Genomic DNA, 24,656 nt, shown 5'->3' with positions numbered 1-24,656 from the left:
GTATAGGTACGGGATTACCTGCTGGAATATGTAATTATAACTTTTTTGCCTACCTGTACGTATACTGGATAGTATAGCGGAAGGTATACTGACCCTTACAGCAACCTGAAAGTTGTGTCTCAGGTGTTGGTTCTGGGATTAAGAGCTAAGAATTAGGGATGAGCTATTTCCGGATTTAATATTTTTAGCCGGGTAATCTTTTGATTGCCTTCAAAATCGAAACCGAGTTTAAAAGGCAGCAAGCAAGTACGGATAGTTTATGCAAAATATCTTAAATACAATATCGCTATATAAGGGTAACCTGAAAAGGAAGGTTGACAAGTTATACTCCTTTGGAAAATTCGACTCCGGAGAAAAGTCTTCCTTTTATAAAATCCTGTATGTCCTGGGCATCCTTTCGGGTAAAGTTTGAAATCGTTATATCCTGTTCTGTGTCTTTATTTTTGGGTTTAATAATGATGGTAGCGAAGAAAAGACCGCTCACCACTTCAACGGTTGAAATATCAGAATAGAATATAAACTTATCATTGAACTCAAACAAACTCCAGATCCGAAAAGACACCCCCTTTTCGGTGAAGGTAACTTTATCCGGGGTAAAGGGGTCTTTAAAACGACTGGCCTTGAATATAACCGGATAGGTTACTCGGCTTGCATCTAATTGCTTTTCGAGTTCCTCCATTTTTAGGAGTGTTTCCATTTTCGCTTTTTGTAAATGCTCCAGTTCTTCCAGCGGAACCGGATTATTGGCCGGCTTTTTTTTGAGCATGTGTTCTTTAGGGTCAAAAAAGGAGGGAATGAACTTGGATAAAAAGGCGCCGATAATAGCACCCATTATCATGTATAATATTTTTTCTTGCTCCATGCTCAATGGTATTTTCGGAAGAGTTTCTGTACAAGAAAAGCGAAATTGCTTCAGGTATTTTTCTACAGTTGAAAACTCGTATCAAAACTATTTTGTTTACAATATACCCTTGGATTTTTCTATAATACAGGAGTAGAAAAGATTTATTTCTGGAAACTCTCATTTTTCCCGGGTAGTAAGCGAGCCACCGGTGGTTCGTCTACGGATAAAAAACTCCCGGCTTTTGAAGGGATACTATTTTTGCATTTTTAGAAATTTACCGATGTTTTAAACAGGAAACGAAATGATACTCAGGCTCGGAACATTTTTATTCATCTCCATTCTTTTTTGCGAGATCCTTAGTTTTTCGGCTGTATCCTGGTCGTTTTATGAATCAGCGAATTCTTCAATGAATCTCTTGAAGTACACTTCAGATAATAAAGCCAGGGATATATTATCCACCATTGCGAGAGTGGCCGAAGCAAGGATGTATCCTTATGGGTACTCTGAAATGAATGATTATTTTTATCGCCTGGTAAAACTTTCTGAAAAAGACCTCGATAAATTTACAATTCAGGAAATATTCCTGATTTCTAGAGATGGAAAACTGCTGGCCCACAGTGATCCTTCGAGAGTAAAAGAAGACATTTCCAAACGAGAGCCTTCTTCTCAGTACCAGAAACCCTTTTTTTTAAGGGCTCATCGTATGAGAAAAGGTCAGACTCCTGTTCCTCAAAATTTTGGAGATCAGTATAAGGGAGATGGGAGTTATTTTAGTAAAACTTCGATTCGTCTGTTTCCTGATATAAAAAATCAGACGGTGATTGTTTCAGCTCCCGTATATAGCCAGATTCATCTGGAAACACAGGGTTCTGTTCATATGATTTACAACCGGGGAAATTTTCTTTTCTTTTTAGAAAGACAGAAGGATATCTATATCTGGATGTTAATCAACTACCTGGTAATTGGTTTTATTGCCGGGATCCTTCTGTGGGTCTTCTTTGCTGTATTTACTTTTATAGGGATCAAGGAAGGCTTGAAACAACTGGATAATCCACCTGCAGGACCCTTAAGTCCTAAGAATTTTATGGCATCTCCATCGGCTTCTATCACGGCTATTTTGAAGGACGAGGTTTTTCAGGCCACAAGGAAACATGATATTGAAATAGAGGTTGAATCCAGGTCTGAATCAAAAGAAGAAAAAGATGCAAAAAAGCAGGTGGAACAACCGAAAAAGAAAGAAAGGGTTTCTTCTTCAAAACCGGGGGAAGAAAAGATAAATGGTGTTCGTGAAAAAAGTATACCTATTCCGGATGAAGGCTCTTCCGGTACTAATATTTCCGGACAAAAGAAAGAAAAAGAAGTGCTGGACGCAATATATTTAGACTAATGTTAGATCTACATACAAATGAAACTCAATCATCCAGGGTTCTGGTGATAAACTTAAAGGGAAGTCTGGATACCTCCAGTTCTAATGACTTTTATGCGTATATTTCGGGCAAGTTAAAAGAAGGTTATTCCAAGTTTATTGTAAGTTGTGAGGAATTGAATTATATTTCATCTTCAGGAATTTCCATTATTTTACGCATAAAAGCTTCCCTGGAAAAATATAATGCCAGCCTGATTTACGCTCAAATCAATAAAGAAATCAAATTATTATTTCGATTCTTTGGTCTGGATAAGAAGCTATTGATAGCAGAAAATAAATCCAGTGCAAGAAAAATGCTGGATGATATTATTGAAAAAGAATTAAAGAATACTTCAAATTTTAAAGTTTCTGAGCCGGCATCTATCGCTTTTTCTAAAAAAACAGATTCTATTTCTATTCCATCTACAGAGCCCGGGTTCGAAGCACTTTCTGGTGAAGCCGAACGTAAACCAAAAGAGAAAATAAAACTGAAGAACGAAGATGATGGAGTCTATGTAGTTATTACAGAACCTATTCTCGACACCTATTCGGAAGAACCTATTGATACACCTTTCATAGAAAATGAAAGTGTAGTAGAATTAATTGAAGAGGATTCAGTTGAACTCGAAAAATCTATCCGTAAAACGGATGATATAGAGGATAATCCTCCGGAAATTGAAGAATTTGAAGAAGAAATAGATGATAACCTGGAAATATATTCTACAGAAACGATTCAGGGTAATCTCAAAAATCGAGCTTTATTAATTGAAGATGAGTCTGAAGAAGATGAGGAAGGGGTTTTAGATGCTCTTGAGCTATCTGAAACAGACGGAGAATCTGAGGATGACGAAGATTTCGGTCTGGAAGATATTTACGAAGAAGACCTTGAAGACATCTACTCGGACGACCTGTTTGTTCACAATGTAGAGGAAAAAGCCAGAGACCTGAAGTATCTCGAAGAAGAGAGAAATCAGGGAGAGGAAGAAGGCTGGGAGTTTTCTGAAGAGGAAGAATCTGAGGATGACGAAGATTTCGGTCTGGAAGATATTTACGAAGAAGACCTTGAAGACATCTACTCGGACGACCTGTTTGTTCACAATGTAGAGGAAAAAGCCAGAGACCTGAAGTATCTCGAAGAAGAGAGAAATCAGGGAGAGGAAGAAGGCTGGGAGTTTTCTGAAGAGGAAGAATCTGAGGATGACGAAGATTTCGGTCTGGAAGATATTTACGAAGAAGACCTTGAGGACATCTACTCGGACGACCTGTTTGTTCACAATGTAGAGGAAAAAGCCAGAGACCTGAAGTATCTCGAAGAAGAGAGAAGTCAGGGAGAGGAAGAAGGCTGGGTTTTTGCAGAAGAGGAAGGATCCGAGGATGACGAATCCACTTTTTTTTACGAAGAAGATGATATTGATGAAGAAGATCTTCTGGAAAGAATTGAAGAATTAAAATGTTCTCATAGAGAACAATTACAGGGTCTTGAGGAAGGCTGGTGTTTTCATGATGATCCTCATCATGTGCACATTCATGAGAGTAGCTTAAAAGAAACGAAAAGCGAAGAAAATGAAAAAGGTGAAATTGTCCTTTTAAGTGCTGAAGAAGAACGAAGCATTCACTCCTATTGGTGGGGAAATGCGGTGGATGAAGCACAGTATGAAATTGTTGAACTCAGTGATGAAGAATTGCAAGAAAGAGTACTATCCGAAAAGCTGAAGTTTGAAACCTTTTTATTGGCAGAAAAACCTGCGCTACCAGAGAAATCTGAAGATGAATTTGTAATTGACCTGGATGAATTTTCAAATGAAAAGCCTCAGGCTAAAAAAGCTGAGGGTATTATCCTGGAAACAGTGGAATTATCTGAAGTGGAAGACGGACTGATTGATCTGGATATTATAAAATCCTCCGAAAAACTTTGAACGAAAAAAAAACTGCCAGCAGTGCGAGAAAGAGCATTGCTCTTTCCTTTTATACCTTTATGTCTCGTATCCTGGGCCTTCTGAGGGATCATTACATGGCTACTACCTTTGGTACAGGTTGGGTTGCCTCAGCTTTTTCTGTTGCATATCGTTTTCCTAATATGTTTCGTAACCTGTTGGCGGAGGGAACTCTCTCTCAGTCGTTTATGCCTTTATATTCTGAGTATACGAAAAAAAGCGAAGAAGAGGCGGCAGTTATGGCGGGTTCGGTCTTATCCTTTCTTTTCTTTTTATTATGTATCTTTGTCAGTGGTTTTATTTTATCTGCTCCTTTTTTCATTCCCTATCTGGTGGGAGGAACTGAAAAATACTCCGGGCTTGTGATTGAGTTATCTTCTATTTTGTTCTTTTTTATAATGACTTCCAGTCTTTCCTCTATTTTCATGGCGATTTCCAATACCAGGGATAAATTTTTTGTTCCCTCCCTGTCTCCTATTCTCTTAAACATTGTTTTTTTAATTATCCTGGTAATTGTATTTCTCTTTATTCAGAACAGTCTGGAAAGGATAAGAGTTTTAAGCTATGGGATTACTCTGGGAGGAGTTTTACAACTTTTACTCCAGTCTTTTTATGTAAAGAAGCTGGGTTACTCACCTGTTTTAAATTTAAACTGGAAACACCCGGCCATAAAAAAGATTTTTCAGTTAATGCTTCCGGCAGCTATTGGGGGTGGATTTTATCATATCAGCCTTTTGACAGATGTTTTTCTGGCGAATTATATTCAAAATCAGAATCCGGGACTCGGAGCTGTGGTCAGTCTGGATTATTCTCAAAGGCTTATTCAGTTTCCAACCGGAATTATTGGTGTTGCTCTTGCCACAACGATTTTACCCACTCTTTTAGGTTCTCTCAGAAGGAATGATATAAATGAGATACCGGAAGAGCTAAGTCATACTCTTTCTTTTTCTCTATTCTTGACCATACCGGCTTCCATTTGTTTTCTTTTTTTGGGAGAAATAATTCTGGATTCCATTTATTTTGGTGGTAAGTGGGATCATAAAGCTACCCAGACTGCCCTGATGGCCTTGAATTACTATTCATTCGCTATTCCTATGTATAGCATGAATAAGGTTTTAACATCCTCCTATTATGCTTTTAAAGATACACGACATCCTTTAAGAATAAATGCGATTTCTTTTAGTTTTAACATTGCATTTAACCTTTTAATCATCCATTTCATGAAACATGCCGGACTGGCCCTTTCATCGGCCCTTTCCGCGAGTCTCACCTTTATCTTACTTTTCCTGGGTTTAAAGAAGCACAGTATTCCAATTCCTGTTTCTAAGTTCTGGAAAGAAAATGTGCTTTTATTTTTTCCAATTCTCGGCTTGATCCTGGTTTTAGCCCTTTATCGCTTCTTTTTTCATTTGGAAGTTATGAATTTTATTAAATCCATCGGTTTTTCGCATGGAAATACATCGAGACTGTGTTTATCAGGAATTATGTCCTTTGCTATCCTGGTTTATCTCTTTATTTGCCACCTGAGTGGATTGGAAGCTTTTAAAGTATTGAAAGATCGATTTAGGCGGAAAGTTAAAACCTGAAATTGATACTGAAACCGAATTGTTTGCTATAAGGCTCAAATGAGGGGTTTATCGGGGTTTCGTGAAAAAACGGATTACTAAAGAGGTTTACGGAAATTTTTTTATTCCCCGAGAGTTCCTTTCCGTAGATTTCAAAGCCGTGATAGGCATAAACCAGTCCAAAGAGCCCGGCTGCTACCATATAGTTTTGTCTGTGGAAGCTGTAAGCATTGCTGGGAGAGAAGTTTTGAAAGAGATACACCTGGCTTCCTAAGGGAATAAGGTCAATATCATTTTGTTCGGCTGCAATCGCCTTACTGTAGTAGTAGGGGATGGCTGCACCAAAGATTAAAAACGAAGAAAGAAGAAATCCGCCTTTTATTTTGTTTTTTGTTTCTTCTCTTTCCAGTTCTACCCAGCCGGGAATTGTCAGCTTGAGTCCATTGTAAAGCCTTACGTACAGGGGATCTTTATAGGGGCCCTCAAATACAATTCCTTTTAGTTCTTTTTCCTTGTATTTTTTTTCTTCTAAAGTAATTTCACCGGATTCTTTGTTTACTTCTTTAAGTTCCCCTTCCTGCAGATCTTCATTTTTCAGTTGAAGCTTTAATTTTACTCCCTTGTGAAGGACTGTAGAAAGTTTTTGAGAACGATTTTCTTTTTTTGCCTGTAGTTTATAGATTTCACTGGCATTATAATCCAGAACTTCTTTCTCTCCCTTTGGAGTTTCTCCGATAAATACAGCCCTTTCAGCATCCAGAGCAAAAAGCTTGGCTTTTTGAATGGTGTTTTTATCGGAATACAGGATATATTCACTGGGTAGGCCTACGATATCAATAATGAGTTCTTTTACTTCCCTTCTTTTAAAGGTTTTCTCGTCTGTAAAATTAATATTGAATGTTATTTCTTTTTTTGTTTCTGAAATATAGACTCCTTCGTATTTTTTTCCATTTTTCAAAATTAGAGAATCAGCCTCAATACCCCGGATACAGATTAATAGGGACATAATAATAGTTGAAATGTTTAAAAAAAAATGTTTCAAAACCCTGATACCTTTGAATAAATTAGACTGATAAAGAGTATACTTTTAATAGGATAAAAGACGAAGAAAGCAGCGGATTTATTAAAAAGAAAAAATTTCCGATAATAGTAAATAAATAATGGATTAAAAGCCGGAATTGGTTTAGTGACTTTTTTGTTCATAAATGTACTTTAAAATCGCTATAAGCATATTATATGCTCTATGAAAAGTCTACTACTATTTGTTAAACGCCTTACTACGAATTCTGAGCATTTTTTAGAAAAAAGATTGAAAAAGATCGAGTTATCTGTATTAATTATTCAGCAATTTTATGAACAAGCCTTCTAAAGGAAAAATATCCCGCTCACTCAGTTTTCAGATAGGCTTACTTTATAGCTTTCTTGCAGCTGTAAATATCACTTTTTTTTCGGTGATGATATTTGAAAACCAGGCAGAGTTAATTAAGGATAAATTTATTCTCGAGTCCAATATGCTCGCAAGTAAACTTGCGACCGAGATCGAAACAGAAATATCTTCCAAGAATTATGTCGTAGATAATGATACCATCAAGACAATTGTTGAATCCAATGCCGGGAATATAAAGTATATTTCTATCGTAGAAGCACCTCCGGTCAATACGGATCCTTTGAAGAAGGATAATAAAAAGACGGAAAGCCAGGAAGGTAAACCTGAGGAACTGAAAGTTTTATATACATACGATAAAACCGAAGAAAAGAAAAATTATATAAATCAGGATTTTTTAAAGAAATCAAAACAACTTCAGAATGATAGTATCAATACTTCAAAGTATATTAAAGAAGCGGATACGGAAGATATGAAAATCCGCCTTTTATTTCCATTCAAGGGTCAGGGAGATTTTGAAGTAAAGCTACTCTTTAATGTACAGGAAAAAGAAAGAGTAGATGTTAAGAATGGAAAAAATATCTTTATCTATACGTTTATTGATTTAAAATCTATTGATGAATTACGTTACAAGCTCTGGCTACAAATTATTACAGCTTTAATCTGGGGAATTGTGTTTCACACATTATTTGCGATTTATGTCTATCGGGTTATTTTTATTCGTGTTGGGATTTTAAAACAGAGCAGTGATAAAATGGGGGAGGGAGATTTACATACCAGGGCCAAATGGAAATTTAGTCGTGGTGATGAGTTAGACGATCTCGGGCAATCCTTTAATTTTATGGCAGAGAAAATTGAGTCCAATGTTAAGGAAATTCAGGATAAAGCCAGGAAAATTGAAGAGGATTCTAAAGTTATTACTCGCTTAAATGCTGAGATAAACCAGGAATTAGAAATTGGAAAAGAAGTTCAGGAATTATTTTTATCAAAAAAAGTTAAATATAAAGCATTTAAATTAGCTATTTCGTATAGACCTATGAGGGAAGTGAGCGGTGATATTTATCATTTCTTCAAATTTCCGAAACATAAAAATAGTCCGAGAAGTTATAGTGCATTTTTCTTTGCGGATGCATCCGGTCATGGGGTTTCTGCTGCTCTTGTTACTGTAGTAATGGTCATGAGTATTGATGCAATTGTCAAGGAGAGCTTTCATCCCGGATATGTAATTCGTAAGTTAAGCGAAATGATGAGTAATAGACTTCAGGCCTCTTTTTTCGCAACGGCTGTTTTCTTTTTAATTAATGATAAAGGCGATGTATATGTGAGTAATGCCGGACATAATGCTCCCATAGTTTACAGACCAAGTACAGGAGATATGCGGTTTATAAAAAGTTCCGGACCTCCTCTCGGAATGTCAGAAGATCATCCTTATAAAACAGAAAGAATAAAGACACAGGCCGGTGATAAAATATTTATATACTCAGATGGATTGACAGAATCACCTAATGAAACAGAAGAACAATTTTCTGAAGAACGAGTGATTGAACTCATTAAAACTAATATTGATAAACCAAACAATGAAGTTCTGGAAATTCTGGCGGAAAAACTGGATGAATTTAAAATTGAATACCGGGATGATGTGTCTATGCTTCTCCTGGAGATTCCAGAATGAGAAGAATTATTCTTTTTATACTATTATTGATATTATTATTCACCTCTTTTGGTTTTGTATCCTGGTCCATTGTACGCATCAAGTTAAAAGAGTTAAAGTATTATGTAGCCAAAGATCAGCTATTAAACTTGCAATTTTCTTCCGAGTTATTACGTGATAAGTTCAAGCAATTAATGTTGTACAAAGATGATTATAAGAAAGAGATCGCTTTAAATATACAGGATTCCACAGTTTTAAATGCTTCGAAAGATGATATCAACATTGAACTGGATTATGCCGATCATACAGGCTTAATGATTGTCAATGGAGTAAGGAGACTTTCCTTTAAAGATTCATTACGATTTGTAGAGGATAAGGAAATTGTCTTGAAGCTACAATACGCCTTTTTTTTTGAGAGAGCTCATAAGTATAAGCAGGCCATAAAAAAGTATGAAGAGTTATTGAAGAATATTGATAATAAAAAAAGTGAAGAATACGCATTTACTCTTTTACATCTTGGCTTTTGCTATGCATTATTAGAAAATACTGATTTTGCACTCCAGAAATTAACTGAAACTGAAAATGATTTTCCGGGTACACACTATTCTCAGAGTGCCAGAATCATAAAAGAATTACTTTTACGCGGAAAAGAGAAGAAAGCAGAAATTGCAAAAAGTACCGTATCCGGTGCTGAAAAGATTCGCCGCTTGTATAAAAACGGATTTTATAAAGCAGTTTTAACCGAATATTCTAAGCTTCGGCCTGAAGAAAAAACGTATGCTCTCGATTATATTAAGGGAAGAAGTTTAGAAGAAACTTCTAATATTCCTCAGGCAATCAAAGAATATATCCGCCTTGTAAATCAAACTGAGGATCCGGAAGTGGCCAGACAAGCAAACCGTCGCCTTGTCATGATCAGTAATATTTATCAGAAGAACGATACTTTGGCCAACTTTTCCAAGCAGAAAGCCGAAGAATTGAAAGATGATGAAATGGTAAAAAACGTTGAGAAAGGTAAGAACCTGATAGTAGCTCCTAAAATCCTTAAGAAATTAGAAAAGGCAGTAGAGAAAGGAGATGTAAAAGCAGAGTTTGTAGAGGAGTTAAAAGAAGATAAGGTAGTAGAAGAGAAGAAAATAGAAACAGAGATCGCCGAAATTATTGAAGCTCCGGAAATAAAAAAAGTCATAGAAACCGTTGCTCCTCCAAAAGAAGTTGAAGTAAAAAAGCGTGATTTACCTCCTGCTATATCTATTACTCTTTTAGATGATAGAGTAATCCACGGAAACCAGCTACTCTTTTTAGGAAATCATGTTGAAATTAGCTCAGGTAGCTTTTCAATAAAAATTCAGGATTATATGGTGTCCGAAATTATAGCCAACGAAAATGCAGATATTACAGTAAAAATGAAAAACGGAAATACACTGAATGCCAGGCGGATTTTCTTAACCGAAAACTATATCGAAATTACAGGCCCGGACGTGAAGAAGAATTTCCCACCGGGCTCTATAAGTAAAATTAATGGTTATAGAAATTAGGATACTTCAGTCTCTGTTTGATAGATTTTAAAAAAGCTATCAAGAGAGGAAAGCCGTAGTACTGCCATAATATCATTTGTGACTGATAGTAAGGCAAAGCTTAAATCATCACTTTTCATTCTTTTCTGAAGGTTAGCAAGCATTGCAATTCCTGATGAATCCATATGTGTTACCTTTGACATATCAAGAATGAGAGACTCGATTTCTTCATCATCGATTTTTTTATTTATCTCTTTCTTGATCTTTGAGGCGGAATAGATGTCAAGATTTCCTGATAACTCAATGATCTTATGGTTCCCTTTATCTCTTTCTGTTAACTCCATGTTGATACCTTTAAGAATTTAGTTTAGTTTTAAAAAAAATACAGTTTCTTTTTCATGAACTTTGTAATATAAGTTCTCTACGGGTAAGCCCATATTTTTCATGAGGATAACCAGCATACTCAGGCCAAGTCCTCCTCCTTCCCGGGTTTTGACTTCATCGGTTAGAATTTCTGCTACCTGGGAAAATTTCCTTCCCCTTTCTAACATAAAATCAACATTTCTTACTTCTTCCCGGGTCATAACTCCCTGGTTTTTTACCATAATAAGAATGGATTTATTAATTAATTGAAAGGTAACTTCAGCAGTAAAATCAGCATGACCCTCGATTGTGAATTCATCCGGCATTGTTTCTGCGAAAGAATCTCTAAATTTTTCCAGACCTTTATCATGTTCTTTTACTAGATCGATACCACTTTGAATGTAGAAAATTCGTTTTCGAGTAGCCTTGATTGCATTTTGAACCAATTCTTTTAAGGCGGCCTGGGCAAGCTGTTGATAAGCTTCCATTTTCTGTGAAATAAGTATCTGACCGAGAACCAGATATACTTCTCCCAGTTGATCAAAGGAAAAGCGTTTCAAAATAATTTTAACAGCTTCGCCTTTGCTAAATGCTTCTATATAGTCATTAGGTTCTACAAATACCTTAATATACATTCTATGCTTCTTTGCCTAAAAGAGTTTCAATTAATTTCTTTAATATCCTTTTCCCCTGTTTTTTCAAGAAATAATTGCTGACAGGAAATTTTTTTATTAACTTTATCCCTGTTTCGTATTCTTTCAAAATATGTGGAAAAAGTTCTCTGGATCTTGTGAACCGGTGAGGTATAATAAATATCCTTACAGACGGTTCGGACCTTATAAGCCTCTCCTCTTCTTTCTAATTCATAGATTCCAAAATTATCTCTTCCTGCTGAGTGATAAATAAAAACAGCTTTTCCTTTATCCGGCAAGCCTTTTTTTACTGAATCTAAGAATAAATCAAATTGTTTTTGGCTTGTGTAGATGGTATCAATCGCATTACTTAAATATATCACCGGAATTGTATCTTTTTTTGTTGTGTAGTCACCCGAATGCAAAAAGGAAAGCTGGAGATTGATAGTCTTTATACTTCTGTACCGAGCTTGAAAAGCACTAATAAATTTTTTACATACTGAATGATGGCTTTTAAAGCATACTGTATTCAGGTTTACATCTGTTGAGGCTTCCATGGGTTTTCCATCAAATCTGGCTATCCAACCCAGTCGTAAATTGGGTAAGTCTTTTTCTATTTCTTCTTCTGTGGTAAATTTTCCTTTGAAGAATTCCTCCAAAAGCTGCCAGTGTGCCTCATGAATTCTCCAATCTGCATCTATCATATTTAGATTTTTACAATTTAGTTCCGTGTGCATGAGGTAGGGTTGAAGAAAACCTACACTATAGCAGTCCAGTTTGCCGGGAGGATATAAATAGGAAACCAGACGAAAATCTTTCTGGGGTTTCATATCATTCATTTTAAAGAAGTTCCAGCAACCTGCAATCAGTTTGGGAACCGGATGGTCCCAATATAAAAAAGGGGATTTTGAGAAGCTTTTATCAGAAAGGAACGTGCGTATAAACTCTTTTTTATAAGGAATCTGGCCCCATACCATTTTGCAAACTTTATTATGCTTCAAAAAGAGTTCCCGAAAAATATCAACCATTTCTGTTTCGGAATATATACTTTTTTGAATATCCACAAAAAAATTTCTGTGGTCCTCTGAGACTTTTAAAAATAAATTCGGTTTTTCTGCTTTAAAATAAAAGGAGGGGAAGAAGAAGCTATCTCCTTTTTTTTCTGGAGAAAAACATCGAAGAAAGAAAATTAGGCAAATGAGTATAAGGGAGATACCTCCTCTCAGATCCCGGCTCCATTTATGAAATTATGAATCACGTCTCCTTCCTCCTCATTCTTTGTATTGGAGGATTTTGCCTCCGGATATCTTTCTTCTAACTTCTCAATTTTATCCACCAGGATGGAAATGACACGGGCAATAGGGTTCGGCAAAGCATTATGATCCAGCATATGTTCTCTATCGAGGGTTTTTCCGTCAGGGTTTTTGACTATATAACCGGGAAGACCTACTACAGTACAATTTGGAGGAACATCTTTTATGACAATAGAACCGGCCCCGATTCTAACATTGCTCCCAATGGTGATATTACCGAGAATCTTAGCACCTGAACCTACAACGACATTTTCTTTTAAGGTAGGGTGCCTTTTTCCGTTTTCTTTTCCGGTACCACCGAGGGTCACTCCCTGGTAAATCAGGCAGCCTTTTCCGATTTCTGCTGTTTCTCCAATTACAACTCCCATCCCGTGGTCGATCATAATCCCGCTGGCAATATTAGCACCCGGATGTATATCCAGACCGGTTAAAAAACGCGAAAAGGTATTTATAAATCTCGGAAGTATCGGGATATGCAATTTATAAAGAAAATGTGCAATTTTATGCAGCCAGAGAGCGTGAAGACCCGGATAGCAAAGAATGATTTCAAGAGTGGATCTGGCTGCCGGGTCATTTTGTTTTATGGTTTTAATGTTTTCAAACATAAATAATCAGATTAATTTACCTTGAAAGCATTTATAAGTTCGCTTAACTTTTCAGATTGCAGGGCGAGTTCGGAAGTGGAAGCTGCCATTTCTTCTGAAGAAGAAGCTGTATTCTGAGCCACTATATTCACCTGCTCGATTGCATTGGCAATTTCTTTTGCAGATAAATCCATTTCTGTGGTTGCCCTGGATATTGCTTCAGCCATTTGAGAAAGTGTCTGTACAGATTTCATTACTTTCTCATTACTGCTGGTTTGTATTTTTGTCTGACTGGCTATATTATCAGACATACCGGCAGCTTCTTTGGACTTTTGCAGGATCTTCACCAGAGATTCTACAATCTGACCCGTGATAGATTTCCCATCATTTACTTTGGAGATACTGTCAGCAATTAACTCATCAATTTCATTAGTGGCTTTCTGGGAACGGGCGGCCAGTTTGGAGATTTCTTCTGCTACAACAGCAAAACCCCGTCCTGATTCGCCGGCCCTGGCAGCTTCTATAGCTGCATTTAAAGAAAGCAGGTTTGTCTGGGTGAATATATCGTTAATTACCACAATAATTTCGGAAATTTGCTCGGAACTTTCTTCAATAGCTCCCATACGTTTAACAGACTCGTCGACTTTCACCTGACCATCTTTGGCTTCAGAAAGCACGGAATTGGATCCATCACTTAAAGAGCGAGCGGTTTGGGAAACTTCGACTATAGAACGAGAAAGTTCCTTCATATATTTCCCGGTTTCCAGAACTTCCTTTTCCTGGTCTCTGGCACTCTGGGATACATAGGAAATCGATTCGGAAATTTCAGTTATAGCAGAAGCTGTTTCTTCCAGAGAAGAAGCCTGGTTTGTAGCTCCATCGGCCAGATTGCGAGAAGTGGCAGAAAGTTCTTCTGCGGATGAGGCGAGATGATCGGCTGTTTCTCCTATATTTTTAATCAGGGTACTTAAGTTTTTGGCGGCCTTATTTAAGGCTCTCATCAATTTACCAATTTCATCACCGGCATCATTGGCGATATTAATGGTCAAATCCCCTTCGGCAAAACGGTTTGCCATGGTCTCTGCTTCTTTAATCGGAATAGCAATGGTTCTGAGCATTACAATAGCCAGGATAATGGCAATTAGAACACAGACCCCCAGACCTCCCCACAGAACCCCTTTTACAGAGGCAGAAGTAATGCCAATGTTTTGTTTTCCATCCTGGAAAGCATCGGAGGTGTGCTTACTGAAATCATAGGCTAATTTCAAAATAATCCCGTCTAATTTGGCTTTATCTTCAAATGCTCTTGAAACTCTTCTCTCTAATTCTATTTTTCGGTAGTAACGAGTTTTGTAATCGAGAAGCTCTCGTGTGGATTTTTCGTAGATATCGGTGGTTTCTTTAAACTCTTTCAGGTTCAAATTGATTTTATCAAGAATTTCTAAAAGTTTTTTCTCCAGATCATTCTTTTTGAAAATCTTCTGGTTGGAACTTATATACGTTTGAATTCCTTTTAGATCATTTTCTATAGTGGTTTCACTTTCTTTGATAGCCTTGAAAAGTTCGTCGAGTTCTTCTTTTTTTGGCGAGTGCGTAATTTGAAGAACCTTATTGCGACGGAGAGTAACATGATACTTCATCCGGGTTAAGCGGATTTCGAGGTTCTCGTATATATCGGATATACTGGTAACTTCCTTTTCCATTCTACTCAGACCGGAAGTACCGAGAATTGCAATGATGAAGGTTAAAATTTGAAAGAAACCTACAAATACGAAGATTTTTGATTTTACACTAAGATTTTTGAGAGCAGCCATAATTTACTTATCGTATATCCATCCTTTTTTATTTATCCGACAAATATTTTTATAGGGAAGGTAGAATTTTATCAACCGATTGGATTGCTGAATTCATGCTACCCGTATCATCTCCAAGGTGTTCGCCGGCAAAAAATACCCTCCTGAAGGCGGTTCGTAGAGCCTCCCGTGCAGAAAAAGCTGCCGGGGAATAAATCGAACAGGCTCCCTTGATATAAGGCTCGTACTGCCAGCATCGGCTGGCGAATGTACTGACTTTATTCGCTTTAAATATATCATACTCTGAGGCACTAAATTCAATGATTTTTTTTGCCTTTTTGGGAGAAAGGTTATAAAAAAGTTCCGAAGTATCTCCACTGTTTACTATCGTAAGAAGTCCTTTTTTTTGCAATACATCTTCCTGTAAAATATACATCCAATTTAAAGAAGAAGTACTGATTAAAGAGAAACCTTCTGTCAACCAGATTACATCTTCCATGACGGAAACTACTTTGGACTGACGACTGTAATTGATTTGAAGAGCTGCAAATTTTAAATCTTTGGGAAGTTCCGGACTCCAGTTTATTTTATCCAGAAAATGAGCCGGAATTGTACAGATACATTTTGAGGCCTGGATTTTTTTCCCGGTGGAAGTAATAATTTCAACTCCTCTGTTATTTTGCCAGATAGCCACTACAGATTCTGACTTCAGAATATTTTCATTTCCCACTTCTTTTTCTAATTTCTGAACCAGTTGGGAACTGCCTCCTTTTATTTTAAATTGATAGTCCTGTCCACCTTTCCAGAGAAGAAGGCGGGGAAGTCCGCGAGCCGCTGAAATCCCGGTTATGCTTTCTCCGAAGAGAGTCCTGAGTTTTAACTCAACCAGCAAAAGATCTCTGCCTTTAATCCCCTGATACTTTAAATAATTATAAAGGCTAATTTTATCCAGACCTTCCAGTTGTTTTTGATTCATCCCGGAATATAAGTCCTCAAGGCGCTTGATGATTTCTGTGGTTTCTTTTGTAAGGTAGTTTTCTGCAAAAGGTAGGAATTCTTTTCCTACAGAATAAAATTCCTGCCATCTGTGTTTCTCCAGTTCAAGGCCCAGCTCTGTGCAAAGTTTTTGAATAAGAGTATGGCTTTTATCAATAAACTCACCACCTAATTCTCCAATAAAACCACTTTTTTCATCGAAATAGGTTTGAATGCGACCCCCGGCTTCTTTTCTTGCTTCGATGAGAACGACTTTATGGCCCTGTTTTTGAAGTTTATAAGCTGCATATAAGCCGGAAAGACCGGCCCCGATGATACAAAATTTTGCTTTCCGGGTTTCTCCTTTTTTGGGTGGCTCTTCCGACAGAAGAGAAGATACAGCAAAGCCTGAAGCACCCCAGATTACTGCTTTTTTTAAAAAATCCTTTCTTGTCTGTATCATAAACAGATTATAGCATTTGAAAGTATAAGGTTCGCTACAATCCTTTTTTTAATTTATCTTTTTTGATTCTTGAAAGACTTCTACCTTTCTAAAAATATTGAAGAAATGTTTTAATCGAGGAGATAAGATGAAAAAAGACGAGATCGAAGAAGTATTACGAGAAACTTTTAAACCCGATATTCTAAGTATCGTAGACTATTCTGAAGAACATTCAGGACATGCAGGAAATCCTGAAGGTAGTGGAGGCACACATTTTAGAATACGCTTATACACACCCCTTTTTAAGGGCAAATCTCTTCTCGAACAACACCGTCTTGTGTATAATTGCCTGCAGGAATTCTTTCAGACCGGTTTACATGCTTTGCACTTAGAAACGGGTTTTTTAGAGGAGAAATGAAACATTTTTTGTTGCTTTTCTGTCTATTTTTGTCCTGTTATACTTCTAAGAAACCAACGATCCCGGATTATCTGGCACTGTTGCATGAAGGAAAAACGATTCGGGTGAATATCCTGGGTGATTCTTTATCTCAGCGTTCCCGTGCGTTTGGTTTGCAGGATAAGCTCGGAAGTTCTTATTTGGTTTTTGATTATTCAGTTGAGGGGAGAAATGTAAGGGATTGGTTTTTTGATGTAAATGTGGTTTTGCAAAGTCGGGCTGATATAATCCTGATTGAACTCGGTACAAATGATGCTATGAGTTTAAGTTCAGAGGAATATAAATATTATATACTGGAACTGATTCAATATATACAGAAGAGATCTTCTGCGAAACTTGTCTTAAGTACTGCACCTCTCTCTAATATGCAGAGTCTTTGGGATGTCATCCGAACTAACAATTCTTTTATTCGTAGTTTACGAACTGATCATACAATAATCGAATTGGAGAATGTTTTGATAGATAAAGAAGGGTTCAGCTTTTATCCTCTCGATGACCCGATACACCCTTATCCTGCCGGCTATGAAGTCTTAGGTGAGGTTTTAAGAAAAGAATTATTATCACTGAGGTAAATTTCTTCTTGCTTGATTCCTACTATACTATTTTCTTTTTTTAATATGGATCTACAATCGATTAAAATCAAATTAAAAGATGTGGTAAAAGAACTTGAACCCTGCGTCAATCATTACCTGAAAAATTATTACGATCTGGGAGATGCTGCCAAAAGATTTATGAAGGCAGAAGCCCTATTACAATCCGAAATAATTCGCATTGGAGCTTATCTTCATGCCAATAAGTCTCTTCCGGTTGAAACCCTGGAAATCATGTTTTTACTTCTAAAAGAATTAGACCCGGCCTGTAAACATCCTTCTTCTATAAAGCAGGATATAGATCTGTATATTAGCAATACAAAATCGATTGGGAAAAATTTAGAAATTAGTTCATTAGAGTTACCCGTACTAATGAAAGTTGTAAGGTACTATGACTTTGATCATTTGAGCAATAAGTTTGATATAGTATCTAATTATTTATTCCAGCTTTTAAATCTCATGGTCAAATCTGATAACCGGGTTACCGATACAGAAAAATTTTTTCTGGATCATTATCGAAAAGTTTTACATGAACCCATTCCCGAGTTAGAAAAAAAATATAGGGATAGTATGCCTGACATTTCAGCGAATATTTCTTCTATCTATAATGATTTTTTTTCACCTGCCGGAGAAAAGAAAAAGCTAATTTATGTAGATGATCCGAGAGAACCTAAAAAGGAAGAACCTGTTAAGGACGAGATAAAGAATAAGGGAAATGTGGTAGAACCGGAATTAGAAGAAGAAAAATTGGAAGATCTGCTTCTTGAATTGGAAAAACTGATAGGTTTAAAAAATGTAAAAGAAGAAGTTACGAATCTTGTAAATATATTAAAAGTAGAAAAAATCCGTAAAGAGAAGAATTTGCCTATTCCTTCACGAAGTCTTCATATGGTGTTTACAGGGAATCCGGGAACCGGTAAAACTACTATAGCGAGACTCATAGCCAGAGTTTTCCGTTCTTTAGGAATATTAGAAAAAGGGCATTTAGTTGAAACGGATCGCTCCGGACTTGTCGCTGGTTTTGTAGGTCAAACTGCAACTAAGACTTTAGAAGTGTGTCAGAAGGCACTTGGTGGCGTTTTATTCATTGATGAAGCGTATGCTCTATCAGAAGGAGGAGAGAATGACTTTGGAACAGAAGCCATTAATACGCTTTTAAAATATATGGAAGATAATCGGAATAATTTTATTGCTATCGTTGCAGGATACACGAATAATATGAAACGATTTATAGAGAAAAACCCCGGTCTTCAATCCAGATTTAATAAATACATTGAGTTTCCCGACTATACCCCGGAAGAGCTATTAGAAATTTTTCATATTTTTGTAAATAAATCTAAATTAATTCTAACGAAAGATGCGAAAGAAGCAGTTCTTAAAATATTCCGAGAAGCTTATGAAAAGCGTGATGATAAATTTGGAAATGGTCGTATGGCTCGAAACTTATTTGAAAAAGTTTATTCGAGGCAGGCAAATCGTCTGGTAACTATTACTGAATTAAATGATGAAATTTTATGTACTATAGAAAAAGTTGATATAAGTGAAGAAAATAAAGAAGAGAAGAGTTCAGAGAAAAAGACAACACAAATCTCAAGCGAAATTACAGATACAGAAGTAAACGAGAATGAATAAAACAAAGTTAACAATAGCCTGTGTGGGAGCTCATCCTGATGATGTTGAGTTAAGTATGGGCGGAACAGTTCTCAGGATGAAAGAAGCCGGGCATGAAGTAATATTAGTGGATCTTTCCAACGGAGAACCAACTCCTTACGGAAGCGTAGAAACAAGGAAAACTGAAAGTGAAAATTCGGCGAATCTTTTAGGTGTGAAACGTATTCAATTAGACTTTCCAAACCGCTATATTGAAGATAGCATTAGTAATAAAAAGAGATTAGCTGAAGTTTTTCGAGAAATAAAATGTGATTATATATTTACTCACTATGAATATGATTCTCATCCTGATCATGGAGCTGCTTGTAAGTTAACCGAAGCTGCAAGGTTTTACTCCAAACTTACCAAGTCTGATATTAAAGGTGAGCCGTTTTATCCGTATCAGATTATATATTATTTTCCTAATCATATTCGCATTAATTTAAAACCTTCTTTTTGTGTGGATGTGAGTCCTTTTGTTGAAAAGAAACGTGAGGCTTTGAATTGCTACGAATCCCAATTTATAAAAAAAGGAAATGGTAAGATGATAGAGGATACTATTCTACTCAATAGTTTTTATGGTTTAAGTATCAATTGTAATTATGCCGAACCTTTTTATATTCGAGAAGCTCTGGACATCCTGAAAATTTCCAGCCTATTTCGCTGAGTGAATATGCAGGAGTATCAAAAGTTTATCTGTGAGGGTTCTATAGAAGAAGCAAAAAATGATATTCATAAATATTCTAACAATCTAAAAGATCAGACCCCTTCTTTTTTTTATCAGGAAAAATTTAATTTACTTCGAGAGAAGGCAAGAAAAAGCTGCTTTAAGAATCTCGGACTTGAATACATAGATAAACCTCTGATTTTTACGGGGCATCAACCCGGCTTTCATCATCCGGGTATTTTAATCAAAGATCTGTTTTCCCATTCACTGGCTAAAGAAGTGAATGGGTATGCCATACATATACTGGTAGAGACGGATACAGAAGAATATGAATATTCCTTTCCTCATGAACTCAAATCCGGTTTTTTAGAAAAACGAAATATTTCTTATTTGAATAAAGAAGGTTTATTCTTAAATCCCTCTATTGATTTAGATTTTTTTTCAAAGCTCTCTTCCTGTATAGAAAATTCCATAGAGCACCTTCCTTCTTTTTTTTCTCAAGAAAGAAGAAACTATATTTTAAAAAATCTTAAATTTATTTTACAGTCTCTATATAGCAAAAAAGATTTAGTATGGATCAGTGAAAAGATTAGGACTGAATTTTTGCATGAAAATGGAATCGAAGTCTATACGATTCGCAGCACAGAACTCCTTGCTTCTGAAGCATTTCAAGAGTTTATGGAATGCATATATTCCCATGGAGGAAGTTTTCGAGAAATTCATAATCAAGCTTTGAAGGATTATCGAATAGAACACAGGATTAAAAATCACGCACAGCCATTGCCAGATCTTACCGGAGCTGATTTACCTTTTTGGATTTATGAAAATGGCAATAGAAATCGTTTATCTGACAAAATGAATATACAGAAAGAAACCATATTTCCCTCGGCTATAACCTTAAGTATGTATGTTCGTATGTTTTTGGCTGAGTATTTTGTCCATGGAACCGGAGGAAAGCGTTATGAAGTGATAGGAGATAAACTATTTGAGAAATTTTTTTCTTATAAGGCATCTTCTTATTCGGTTGTCAGTTGCACTATGAACTTGCAGATACCTGAAGAAATTTTGTCTAAATGTATAGATAAAACTGAATATACGAAAATTCAGCGTGTCTATGAATTTTCTCCTGAAAAATTTTTAGAGAAAGATAACCCCCTGTATTTAAAGAAATTAGAACTTTTAGGAAAATTACAAGAAGCAGGAGCGGATAAGAAGTCTATAAATAAGAGTATTCAAGCTTTACACCAAGATATCAGGTTAATTTTACAGGATAAAAAAATACTACCTTCAGAAGAAGAGTTAAAAGAATACGAAACCACAATGAATCTACAAAAGGAAAGAACATTTCCATTTTATTATTATAATATTCAGGAAATGTTAAATATTTTTGCTTAGGTTTCCGGGTGTAGGGCTGAAGGCCGGGATATTCCAAATCCCTGCGCAAAGTCTATTCCTAATTTAATGAGTTCTTTTAGAACCTCATCATTTTCAACATATTCTGCTATTGTTTTTAAACCTATGATATGACTGATTTTATTAATTGATTCGACAATGGCGTAGTCCATCGGATCTTCCATCATATCACTGACAAAAGAACCATCGATTTTTAGAAAATCTACCGGCAGGCTTTTTAGATAACCATAGGAGCACATTCCGGAACCGAAGTCATCCAGAGCAAAACTACTTCCTTTAGAGCGTACCAGATTAATGAAGTCTATAGTTTTTTTCATATCGGAGAGCGCACTGGTTTCTGTAATCTCAAAACAGAGAAAATCCGGTGATATTTCAGAAGATTCTATCTTATCAATAACAAAATCAAAAAAAGTATCATCGCTTAAACTGGCTCCGGAAAGATTTATGAAAAATTTTACCTTACCCGGAACTATAGCCTTTTTTGCATATTCCGTTTTTATATAGATTAAAACATTTTCAATAACCCATCTATCAACAATAGGCATCAGGTTATAACGCTCTGCTGCGGGAATAAAAGCCCCCGGTAAAATTAGTTCTCCATTATTTCCCCGCATACGCAACAAAAATTCATAGAAAGTTCTCTCATCATTCTGTAAGGGAATAATTTCCTGTTTAAAAAGAACCAGGCGCTGTTTAACAATTCCCTCATTCAAGCGGCTGAGCCAGCGGAGTTCTTCCCTGCGGAAGGTCATTTCACTGTCTCCGTGGGAATAGACCTGTAGGCGATTTCGTCCCGCGTCTTTAGCAGCATAGCAGGCTATATCGGCCATACTTAACATTTCGTTAATATTCTCATAACTCGATGTTATTTCTAATGCTCCGATGCTTCCGCTTATACTGAACATTTTGTCCAACCAGTTAAAGCGAAAGTCACTTAAGATTTTTAAAATATTATAGCCGATTTTTTTTGCCTGGTTTATTTTGCAGTTTTTTAAAAGAATAGCAAATTCATCTCCACCAAGTCTTGCCAGGATTGCATTTCTTCCGATAGCCTGTTCCATAATCAAGGAAACCTGCTTTAGTAATTCATCACCAGCAATGTGTCCGCAAGTATCGTTGATGACTTTAAATTGATCGAGATCGAGATACAATAAGCAATGAGTATCCCCCGTTCTCTTTGAAGAATCCAGTATATCTTTTAAACTTCTTTCCAGTTCAAAACGATTGGTTAAGCCGGTTAAAGGGTCGTGATAGGCCATGAAGCGAATCGTTTCTTCTGCGATTCTTTGACCTTTTCTGGATTCGGCTTCGCGAAGTTCTCTTTCGATGACAGGTCCAAGTCGCATTAAATTATCTTTCATTATATAATCACTGGCTCCTGCCCTCATGGCATTGATTGCAATTTCCTCGCCGATTTCTCCGGAAACAATTATGATCGGCAAATCTTTATCATACTGCCTGACAATTTTAATTACTTCATTAGAGTCAAAGAAGTTAAGGTTATGATCGGTGATTACAATATCAGGATTAAATGATTCGAGGGTATAGGCTAAGTCCTGTATTTTTGATATACGTTTAATCTTAAAGTGAAAACCTTCTTTTTTTAATCGCCTTTGTAATAAGATAGCATCATCTTCAGAATCTTCTATTAGAAAAATTTTAATATCTGTCTCTTTCATTATACCAAGTCTCCTTGACAAAGCTTAACAGGCTATATATACGGATTATCCATATAATCGATAGTATCCGGGAGAGAAAAGAAAAAAGTGGCTCCCTTATCCGGTTCTGACTCTGCCCAAATTTTACCGGAATGTTTATTAATAATTCTGTATACTGTTGCAAGGCCGATACCCTGGCCTTCAAAATTTTCTGAATTATGTAAGCGGCTAAATGCAGTGAATAAACGGTTTGAATATTTCATATCGAAGCCAATTCCTTTATCTTTTACAAAGAATACTTGTTTATTATCCTGTGCTAAAACATTAAATTCAATAAAAATGGTACGCCGAATACCTGAATATTTCCAGGCATTATCTAAAAGATTGGATAATAAAATTTTTAAAAGCCCTTTATCACCGTAGGCAGTTAGATTTGGAGCTATAAAAATATGAAGTTCTTTTTCTTCTGAATTTGAGGTACGAAGCTTGTCTATAATTTCATTGGCCAGTTGACTTAAATTGACTTTTGTAATTTCCATAGATTTTCTACTTAAATTAGAAAGTACTAAAAGATCGGAAATCAATTCATTCATTTCTTTTACTCTGGCACGAAGCCTCTTGCAGTAAAAAAGTCCTTCTTTATCCAGAGCTTCTGTATATTCTTCTATAAGGGCTTCGCTATATCCGTCTATGGCGCGTAGAGGAGCTCTTAAGTCATGAGAAACGGAATAGGAAAAGGCTTCTAATTCCCGGTTTAAGGCTTCGAGTCCTTTTGTTCGTTGCAGTACCCTTTCTTCGAGAGATGCATTTAATTCAATAAGACTCTCTTCTTTTTCACACCTTTCAATCTCTGTAGAGATCCAGCCGGAAAAAATTGTGAGTAATTCATGAATATAGGTATGCGAGGCTAAAGGATTTTTATAGAGTGCAATGAGTATGCCAATAACCGAATTTTTCGAGTTAATCAGGGGAACGCCGATATATGCAGAAAGATCGGTGTTTGCATGAAATAGAAGTTCTGAGAAGTTCTCCGGTAGTTGTTCGGTGTATAGATAATTTTTTTTACTGATCACGGATTCACAGGGAGTGTTTTTGAGTTCATACTGAATGTTTGGAATGATTGCACCTCTGTGATATAAAGCAAGGGTTTCGATATTCGTTATTTCAGAATTTACTTTTCCTATATAGGTATAGTCAGAATGAATGGTTTCCGAAAGTGACTTTACCAGGGAAGTAAAAAAAGCTGCATTATGTTTGTGATAAATGGATGAAAAAATTTTTTTAATAGATTCTTCTGTAGTTTTAAAACCTGTTACTTCATGGGAAATACTACAAACGGATACAACTTTTCCATTTTGGTCCTGGATAGGAATTTTCTGGGTATGAAGGATATATTCCCTATTATGTAAGCGAAATCGTTCTTCTGTATTTAGGCTTAAACCTGTTTCTAAAACTTTTTTATCATTTGCTATAATGGGCTCGGTATGTAGAAAGGGAAGAATCTCAGTACAATGCTTCATTTGGTATGACTCATTCAGACCGGCTAATGAGAGAAGGCTTTTACTCAAAACCGTATATCTACCTTCCTTATTTTTTATATAAATAAAAGCTGAGGAGTTTTCAATAATTGCCTGTAGTATCATTTCATCCAAGGATAATATCCACCTGAAACTGAGTTTTCATAACATATCCTTTTCCGTTTTTCGTCTTAGGGTCAATAGCAATATTTTTGGAAGCTATTTTTTTTCTTACAGCGTGTCTTAAAATAGACTTATCTATTAAAGAAAAGCAAGCTGCAAGAGCCTGCAGCTTCATTTTC

The 24,656-nt window shown here is 36.2% G+C and carries 21 protein-coding genes; 10 read left to right on the top strand and 11 right to left on the bottom strand.

The window, feature by feature from the left end:
* Window positions 1-322: 322 nt before the first annotated feature.
* On the bottom strand, window positions 323-679 hold the full coding sequence (locus H7A25_02190; protein MCP5498686.1) for a hypothetical protein: 357 nt from the start codon (window positions 677-679) through the stop codon (window positions 323-325).
* A gap of 466 nt (window positions 680-1,145) precedes the next feature.
* Here H7A25_02190 and H7A25_02185 point away from each other — a divergent pair, with 466 nt between their 5' ends.
* The 3 genes from H7A25_02185 to murJ are packed head-to-tail and all read left to right on the top strand — an operon-like array spanning window position 1,146 to window position 5,769.
* Entirely contained in the window at window positions 1,146-2,231 is a 1,086-nt protein-coding gene (locus H7A25_02185; GenBank protein ID MCP5498685.1) for a hypothetical protein, read from the top strand.
* Window positions 2,231-4,165: an STAS domain-containing protein gene (locus H7A25_02180; protein ID MCP5498684.1), complete on the top strand. Its 1,935-nt coding sequence runs from the start codon at window positions 2,231-2,233 to the stop codon at window positions 4,163-4,165. The genes H7A25_02185 and H7A25_02180 overlap by 1 nt, the downstream gene beginning before the upstream one ends.
* A 59-nt stretch (window positions 4,166-4,224) precedes the next feature.
* Entirely contained in the window at window positions 4,225-5,769 is a 1,545-nt protein-coding gene (gene murJ, locus H7A25_02175) for a murein biosynthesis integral membrane protein MurJ (GenBank protein MCP5498683.1), read from the top strand.
* Here the strand turns inward: murJ and H7A25_02170 are convergent.
* Window positions 5,759-6,790, bottom strand: a complete 1,032-nt coding sequence (locus H7A25_02170; GenBank protein MCP5498682.1) for a hypothetical protein — start codon at window positions 6,788-6,790, stop codon at window positions 5,759-5,761. The genes murJ and H7A25_02170 overlap by 11 nt on opposite strands.
* Window positions 6,791-7,100: 310 nt before the next feature.
* Here H7A25_02170 and H7A25_02165 point away from each other — a divergent pair, with 310 nt between their 5' ends.
* Together H7A25_02165 and H7A25_02160 are read left to right on the top strand one after the other, a co-directional pair.
* A complete protein-coding gene (locus H7A25_02165) occupies window positions 7,101-8,804 on the top strand; it encodes a SpoIIE family protein phosphatase (protein MCP5498681.1) in 1,704 nt (567 codons plus the stop codon).
* Complete coding sequence (locus tag H7A25_02160; GenBank protein MCP5498680.1) at window positions 8,801-10,321, top strand: tetratricopeptide repeat protein; 1,521 nt, start codon at window positions 8,801-8,803, stop codon at window positions 10,319-10,321. The genes H7A25_02165 and H7A25_02160 overlap by 4 nt, the downstream gene beginning before the upstream one ends.
* On the opposite strand, the gene H7A25_02155 is transcribed toward H7A25_02160, so the two are convergent.
* From H7A25_02155 to H7A25_02130, 6 genes are all read right to left on the bottom strand, one after another.
* Window positions 10,318-10,644, bottom strand: a complete 327-nt coding sequence (locus H7A25_02155; GenBank protein ID MCP5498679.1) for an STAS domain-containing protein — start codon at window positions 10,642-10,644, stop codon at window positions 10,318-10,320. The two genes, H7A25_02160 and H7A25_02155, sit on opposite strands and share 4 nt — an antisense overlap.
* Before the next feature lie 18 nt (window positions 10,645-10,662).
* Window positions 10,663-11,298, bottom strand: coding sequence for a hypothetical protein (locus H7A25_02150; GenBank protein MCP5498678.1), 636 nt, complete (start codon window positions 11,296-11,298; stop codon window positions 10,663-10,665).
* A gap of 26 nt (window positions 11,299-11,324) precedes the next feature.
* A complete protein-coding gene (locus H7A25_02145) occupies window positions 11,325-12,134 on the bottom strand; it encodes a hypothetical protein (protein MCP5498677.1) in 810 nt (269 codons plus the stop codon).
* A gap of 383 nt (window positions 12,135-12,517) precedes the next feature.
* The gene (gene cysE, locus H7A25_02140; protein MCP5498676.1) at window positions 12,518-13,213 is read right to left on the bottom strand and encodes a serine O-acetyltransferase; all 696 of its coding nucleotides are present in this window, start codon (window positions 13,211-13,213) and stop codon (window positions 12,518-12,520) included.
* A gap of 11 nt (window positions 13,214-13,224) precedes the next feature.
* Complete coding sequence (locus tag H7A25_02135; GenBank protein MCP5498675.1) at window positions 13,225-15,006, bottom strand: methyl-accepting chemotaxis protein; 1,782 nt, start codon at window positions 15,004-15,006, stop codon at window positions 13,225-13,227.
* 49 nt (window positions 15,007-15,055) lie between these two features.
* Window positions 15,056-16,423: an FAD-dependent oxidoreductase gene (locus tag H7A25_02130; GenBank protein MCP5498674.1), complete on the bottom strand. Its 1,368-nt coding sequence runs from the start codon at window positions 16,421-16,423 to the stop codon at window positions 15,056-15,058.
* 127 nt (window positions 16,424-16,550) lie between these two features.
* Here H7A25_02130 and H7A25_02125 point away from each other — a divergent pair, with 127 nt between their 5' ends.
* Genes H7A25_02125 through H7A25_02105 form a run of 5 tightly spaced genes read left to right on the top strand, consistent with a single transcriptional unit; the run spans window position 16,551 to window position 21,161 of the window.
* Window positions 16,551-16,820 (top strand): BolA family transcriptional regulator, encoded by a 270-nt coding sequence (locus H7A25_02125; protein ID MCP5498673.1) that lies wholly within the window; start codon window positions 16,551-16,553, stop codon window positions 16,818-16,820.
* Window positions 16,817-17,431, top strand: a complete 615-nt coding sequence (locus H7A25_02120) for an SGNH/GDSL hydrolase family protein (protein MCP5498672.1) — start codon at window positions 16,817-16,819, stop codon at window positions 17,429-17,431. Before H7A25_02125 ends, H7A25_02120 begins: the two co-directional genes overlap by 4 nt.
* 45 nt (window positions 17,432-17,476) lie before the next feature.
* Entirely contained in the window at window positions 17,477-19,081 is a 1,605-nt protein-coding gene (locus H7A25_02115) for an AAA family ATPase (GenBank protein ID MCP5498671.1), read from the top strand.
* Window positions 19,074-19,766, top strand: a complete 693-nt coding sequence (locus H7A25_02110) for a PIG-L family deacetylase (GenBank protein MCP5498670.1) — start codon at window positions 19,074-19,076, stop codon at window positions 19,764-19,766. Before H7A25_02115 ends, H7A25_02110 begins: the two co-directional genes overlap by 8 nt.
* 6 nt (window positions 19,767-19,772) lie before the next feature.
* Window positions 19,773-21,161: a hypothetical protein gene (locus H7A25_02105; GenBank protein MCP5498669.1), complete on the top strand. Its 1,389-nt coding sequence runs from the start codon at window positions 19,773-19,775 to the stop codon at window positions 21,159-21,161.
* Here H7A25_02105 and H7A25_02100 read toward each other — a convergent pair.
* From H7A25_02100 to H7A25_02090, 3 genes are read right to left on the bottom strand one after another with little or no spacing between them, the layout of a single operon-like run.
* Window positions 21,158-22,858 carry an EAL domain-containing protein gene (locus tag H7A25_02100; protein MCP5498668.1) on the bottom strand — a complete coding sequence of 567 codons (1,701 nt, stop codon included), beginning with the start codon at window positions 22,856-22,858 and terminating at the stop codon, window positions 21,158-21,160. The genes H7A25_02105 and H7A25_02100 overlap by 4 nt on opposite strands.
* Window positions 22,859-22,890: 32 nt before the next feature.
* Entirely contained in the window at window positions 22,891-24,489 is a 1,599-nt protein-coding gene (locus tag H7A25_02095; GenBank protein ID MCP5498667.1) for a PAS domain-containing protein, read from the bottom strand.
* Entirely contained in the window at window positions 24,482-24,652 is a 171-nt protein-coding gene (locus H7A25_02090; GenBank protein ID MCP5498666.1) for a hypothetical protein, read from the bottom strand. Before H7A25_02090 ends, H7A25_02095 begins: the two co-directional genes overlap by 8 nt.
* Window positions 24,653-24,656: the final 4 nt, after the last annotated feature.

This window comes from Leptospiraceae bacterium (genome assembly GCA_024233835.1).
In the GTDB taxonomy this organism is placed as follows: domain Bacteria; phylum Spirochaetota; class Leptospiria; order Leptospirales; family Leptospiraceae; genus JACKPC01.
The sequence above is the reverse complement of the archived record's forward strand: the minus strand, read 5'-3'. Positions and strand labels throughout refer to the sequence as shown.

What these genes read in the sequence shown, in the direction of transcription:
- H7A25_02105 (MCP5498669.1), top strand. Translation starts at nt 19,773, where the DNA reads ATGCAGGAGTATCAAAAGTTTATCTGTGAGGGTTCTATAGAAGAAGCA.
- H7A25_02125 (MCP5498673.1), top strand. Translation starts at nt 16,551, where the DNA reads ATGAAAAAAGACGAGATCGAAGAAGTATTACGAGAAACTTTTAAACCC.
- H7A25_02135 (MCP5498675.1), bottom strand. Translation starts at nt 15,006, where the DNA reads ATGGCTGCTCTCAAAAATCTTAGTGTAAAATCAAAAATCTTCGTATTT.
- cysE (MCP5498676.1), bottom strand. Translation starts at nt 13,213, where the DNA reads ATGTTTGAAAACATTAAAACCATAAAACAAAATGACCCGGCAGCCAGA.
- H7A25_02110 (MCP5498670.1), top strand. Translation starts at nt 19,074, where the DNA reads ATGAATAAAACAAAGTTAACAATAGCCTGTGTGGGAGCTCATCCTGAT.
- H7A25_02100 (MCP5498668.1), bottom strand. Translation starts at nt 22,858, where the DNA reads ATGAAAGAGACAGATATTAAAATTTTTCTAATAGAAGATTCTGAAGAT.
- H7A25_02130 (MCP5498674.1), bottom strand. Translation starts at nt 16,423, where the DNA reads ATGATACAGACAAGAAAGGATTTTTTAAAAAAAGCAGTAATCTGGGGT.
- H7A25_02160 (MCP5498680.1), top strand. Translation starts at nt 8,801, where the DNA reads ATGAGAAGAATTATTCTTTTTATACTATTATTGATATTATTATTCACC.
- H7A25_02190 (MCP5498686.1), bottom strand. Translation starts at nt 679, where the DNA reads ATGGAGGAACTCGAAAAGCAATTAGATGCAAGCCGAGTAACCTATCCG.
- murJ (MCP5498683.1), top strand. Translation starts at nt 4,225, where the DNA reads ATGTCTCGTATCCTGGGCCTTCTGAGGGATCATTACATGGCTACTACC.
- H7A25_02120 (MCP5498672.1), top strand. Translation starts at nt 16,817, where the DNA reads ATGAAACATTTTTTGTTGCTTTTCTGTCTATTTTTGTCCTGTTATACT.
- H7A25_02115 (MCP5498671.1), top strand. Translation starts at nt 17,477, where the DNA reads ATGGATCTACAATCGATTAAAATCAAATTAAAAGATGTGGTAAAAGAA.
- H7A25_02090 (MCP5498666.1), bottom strand. Translation starts at nt 24,652, where the DNA reads ATGAAGCTGCAGGCTCTTGCAGCTTGCTTTTCTTTAATAGATAAGTCT.
- H7A25_02145 (MCP5498677.1), bottom strand. Translation starts at nt 12,134, where the DNA reads ATGAATGATATGAAACCCCAGAAAGATTTTCGTCTGGTTTCCTATTTA.
- H7A25_02180 (MCP5498684.1), top strand. Translation starts at nt 2,231, where the DNA reads ATGTTAGATCTACATACAAATGAAACTCAATCATCCAGGGTTCTGGTG.
- H7A25_02165 (MCP5498681.1), top strand. Translation starts at nt 7,101, where the DNA reads ATGAACAAGCCTTCTAAAGGAAAAATATCCCGCTCACTCAGTTTTCAG.
- H7A25_02185 (MCP5498685.1), top strand. Translation starts at nt 1,146, where the DNA reads ATGATACTCAGGCTCGGAACATTTTTATTCATCTCCATTCTTTTTTGC.
- H7A25_02150 (MCP5498678.1), bottom strand. Translation starts at nt 11,298, where the DNA reads ATGTATATTAAGGTATTTGTAGAACCTAATGACTATATAGAAGCATTT.
- H7A25_02155 (MCP5498679.1), bottom strand. Translation starts at nt 10,644, where the DNA reads ATGGAGTTAACAGAAAGAGATAAAGGGAACCATAAGATCATTGAGTTA.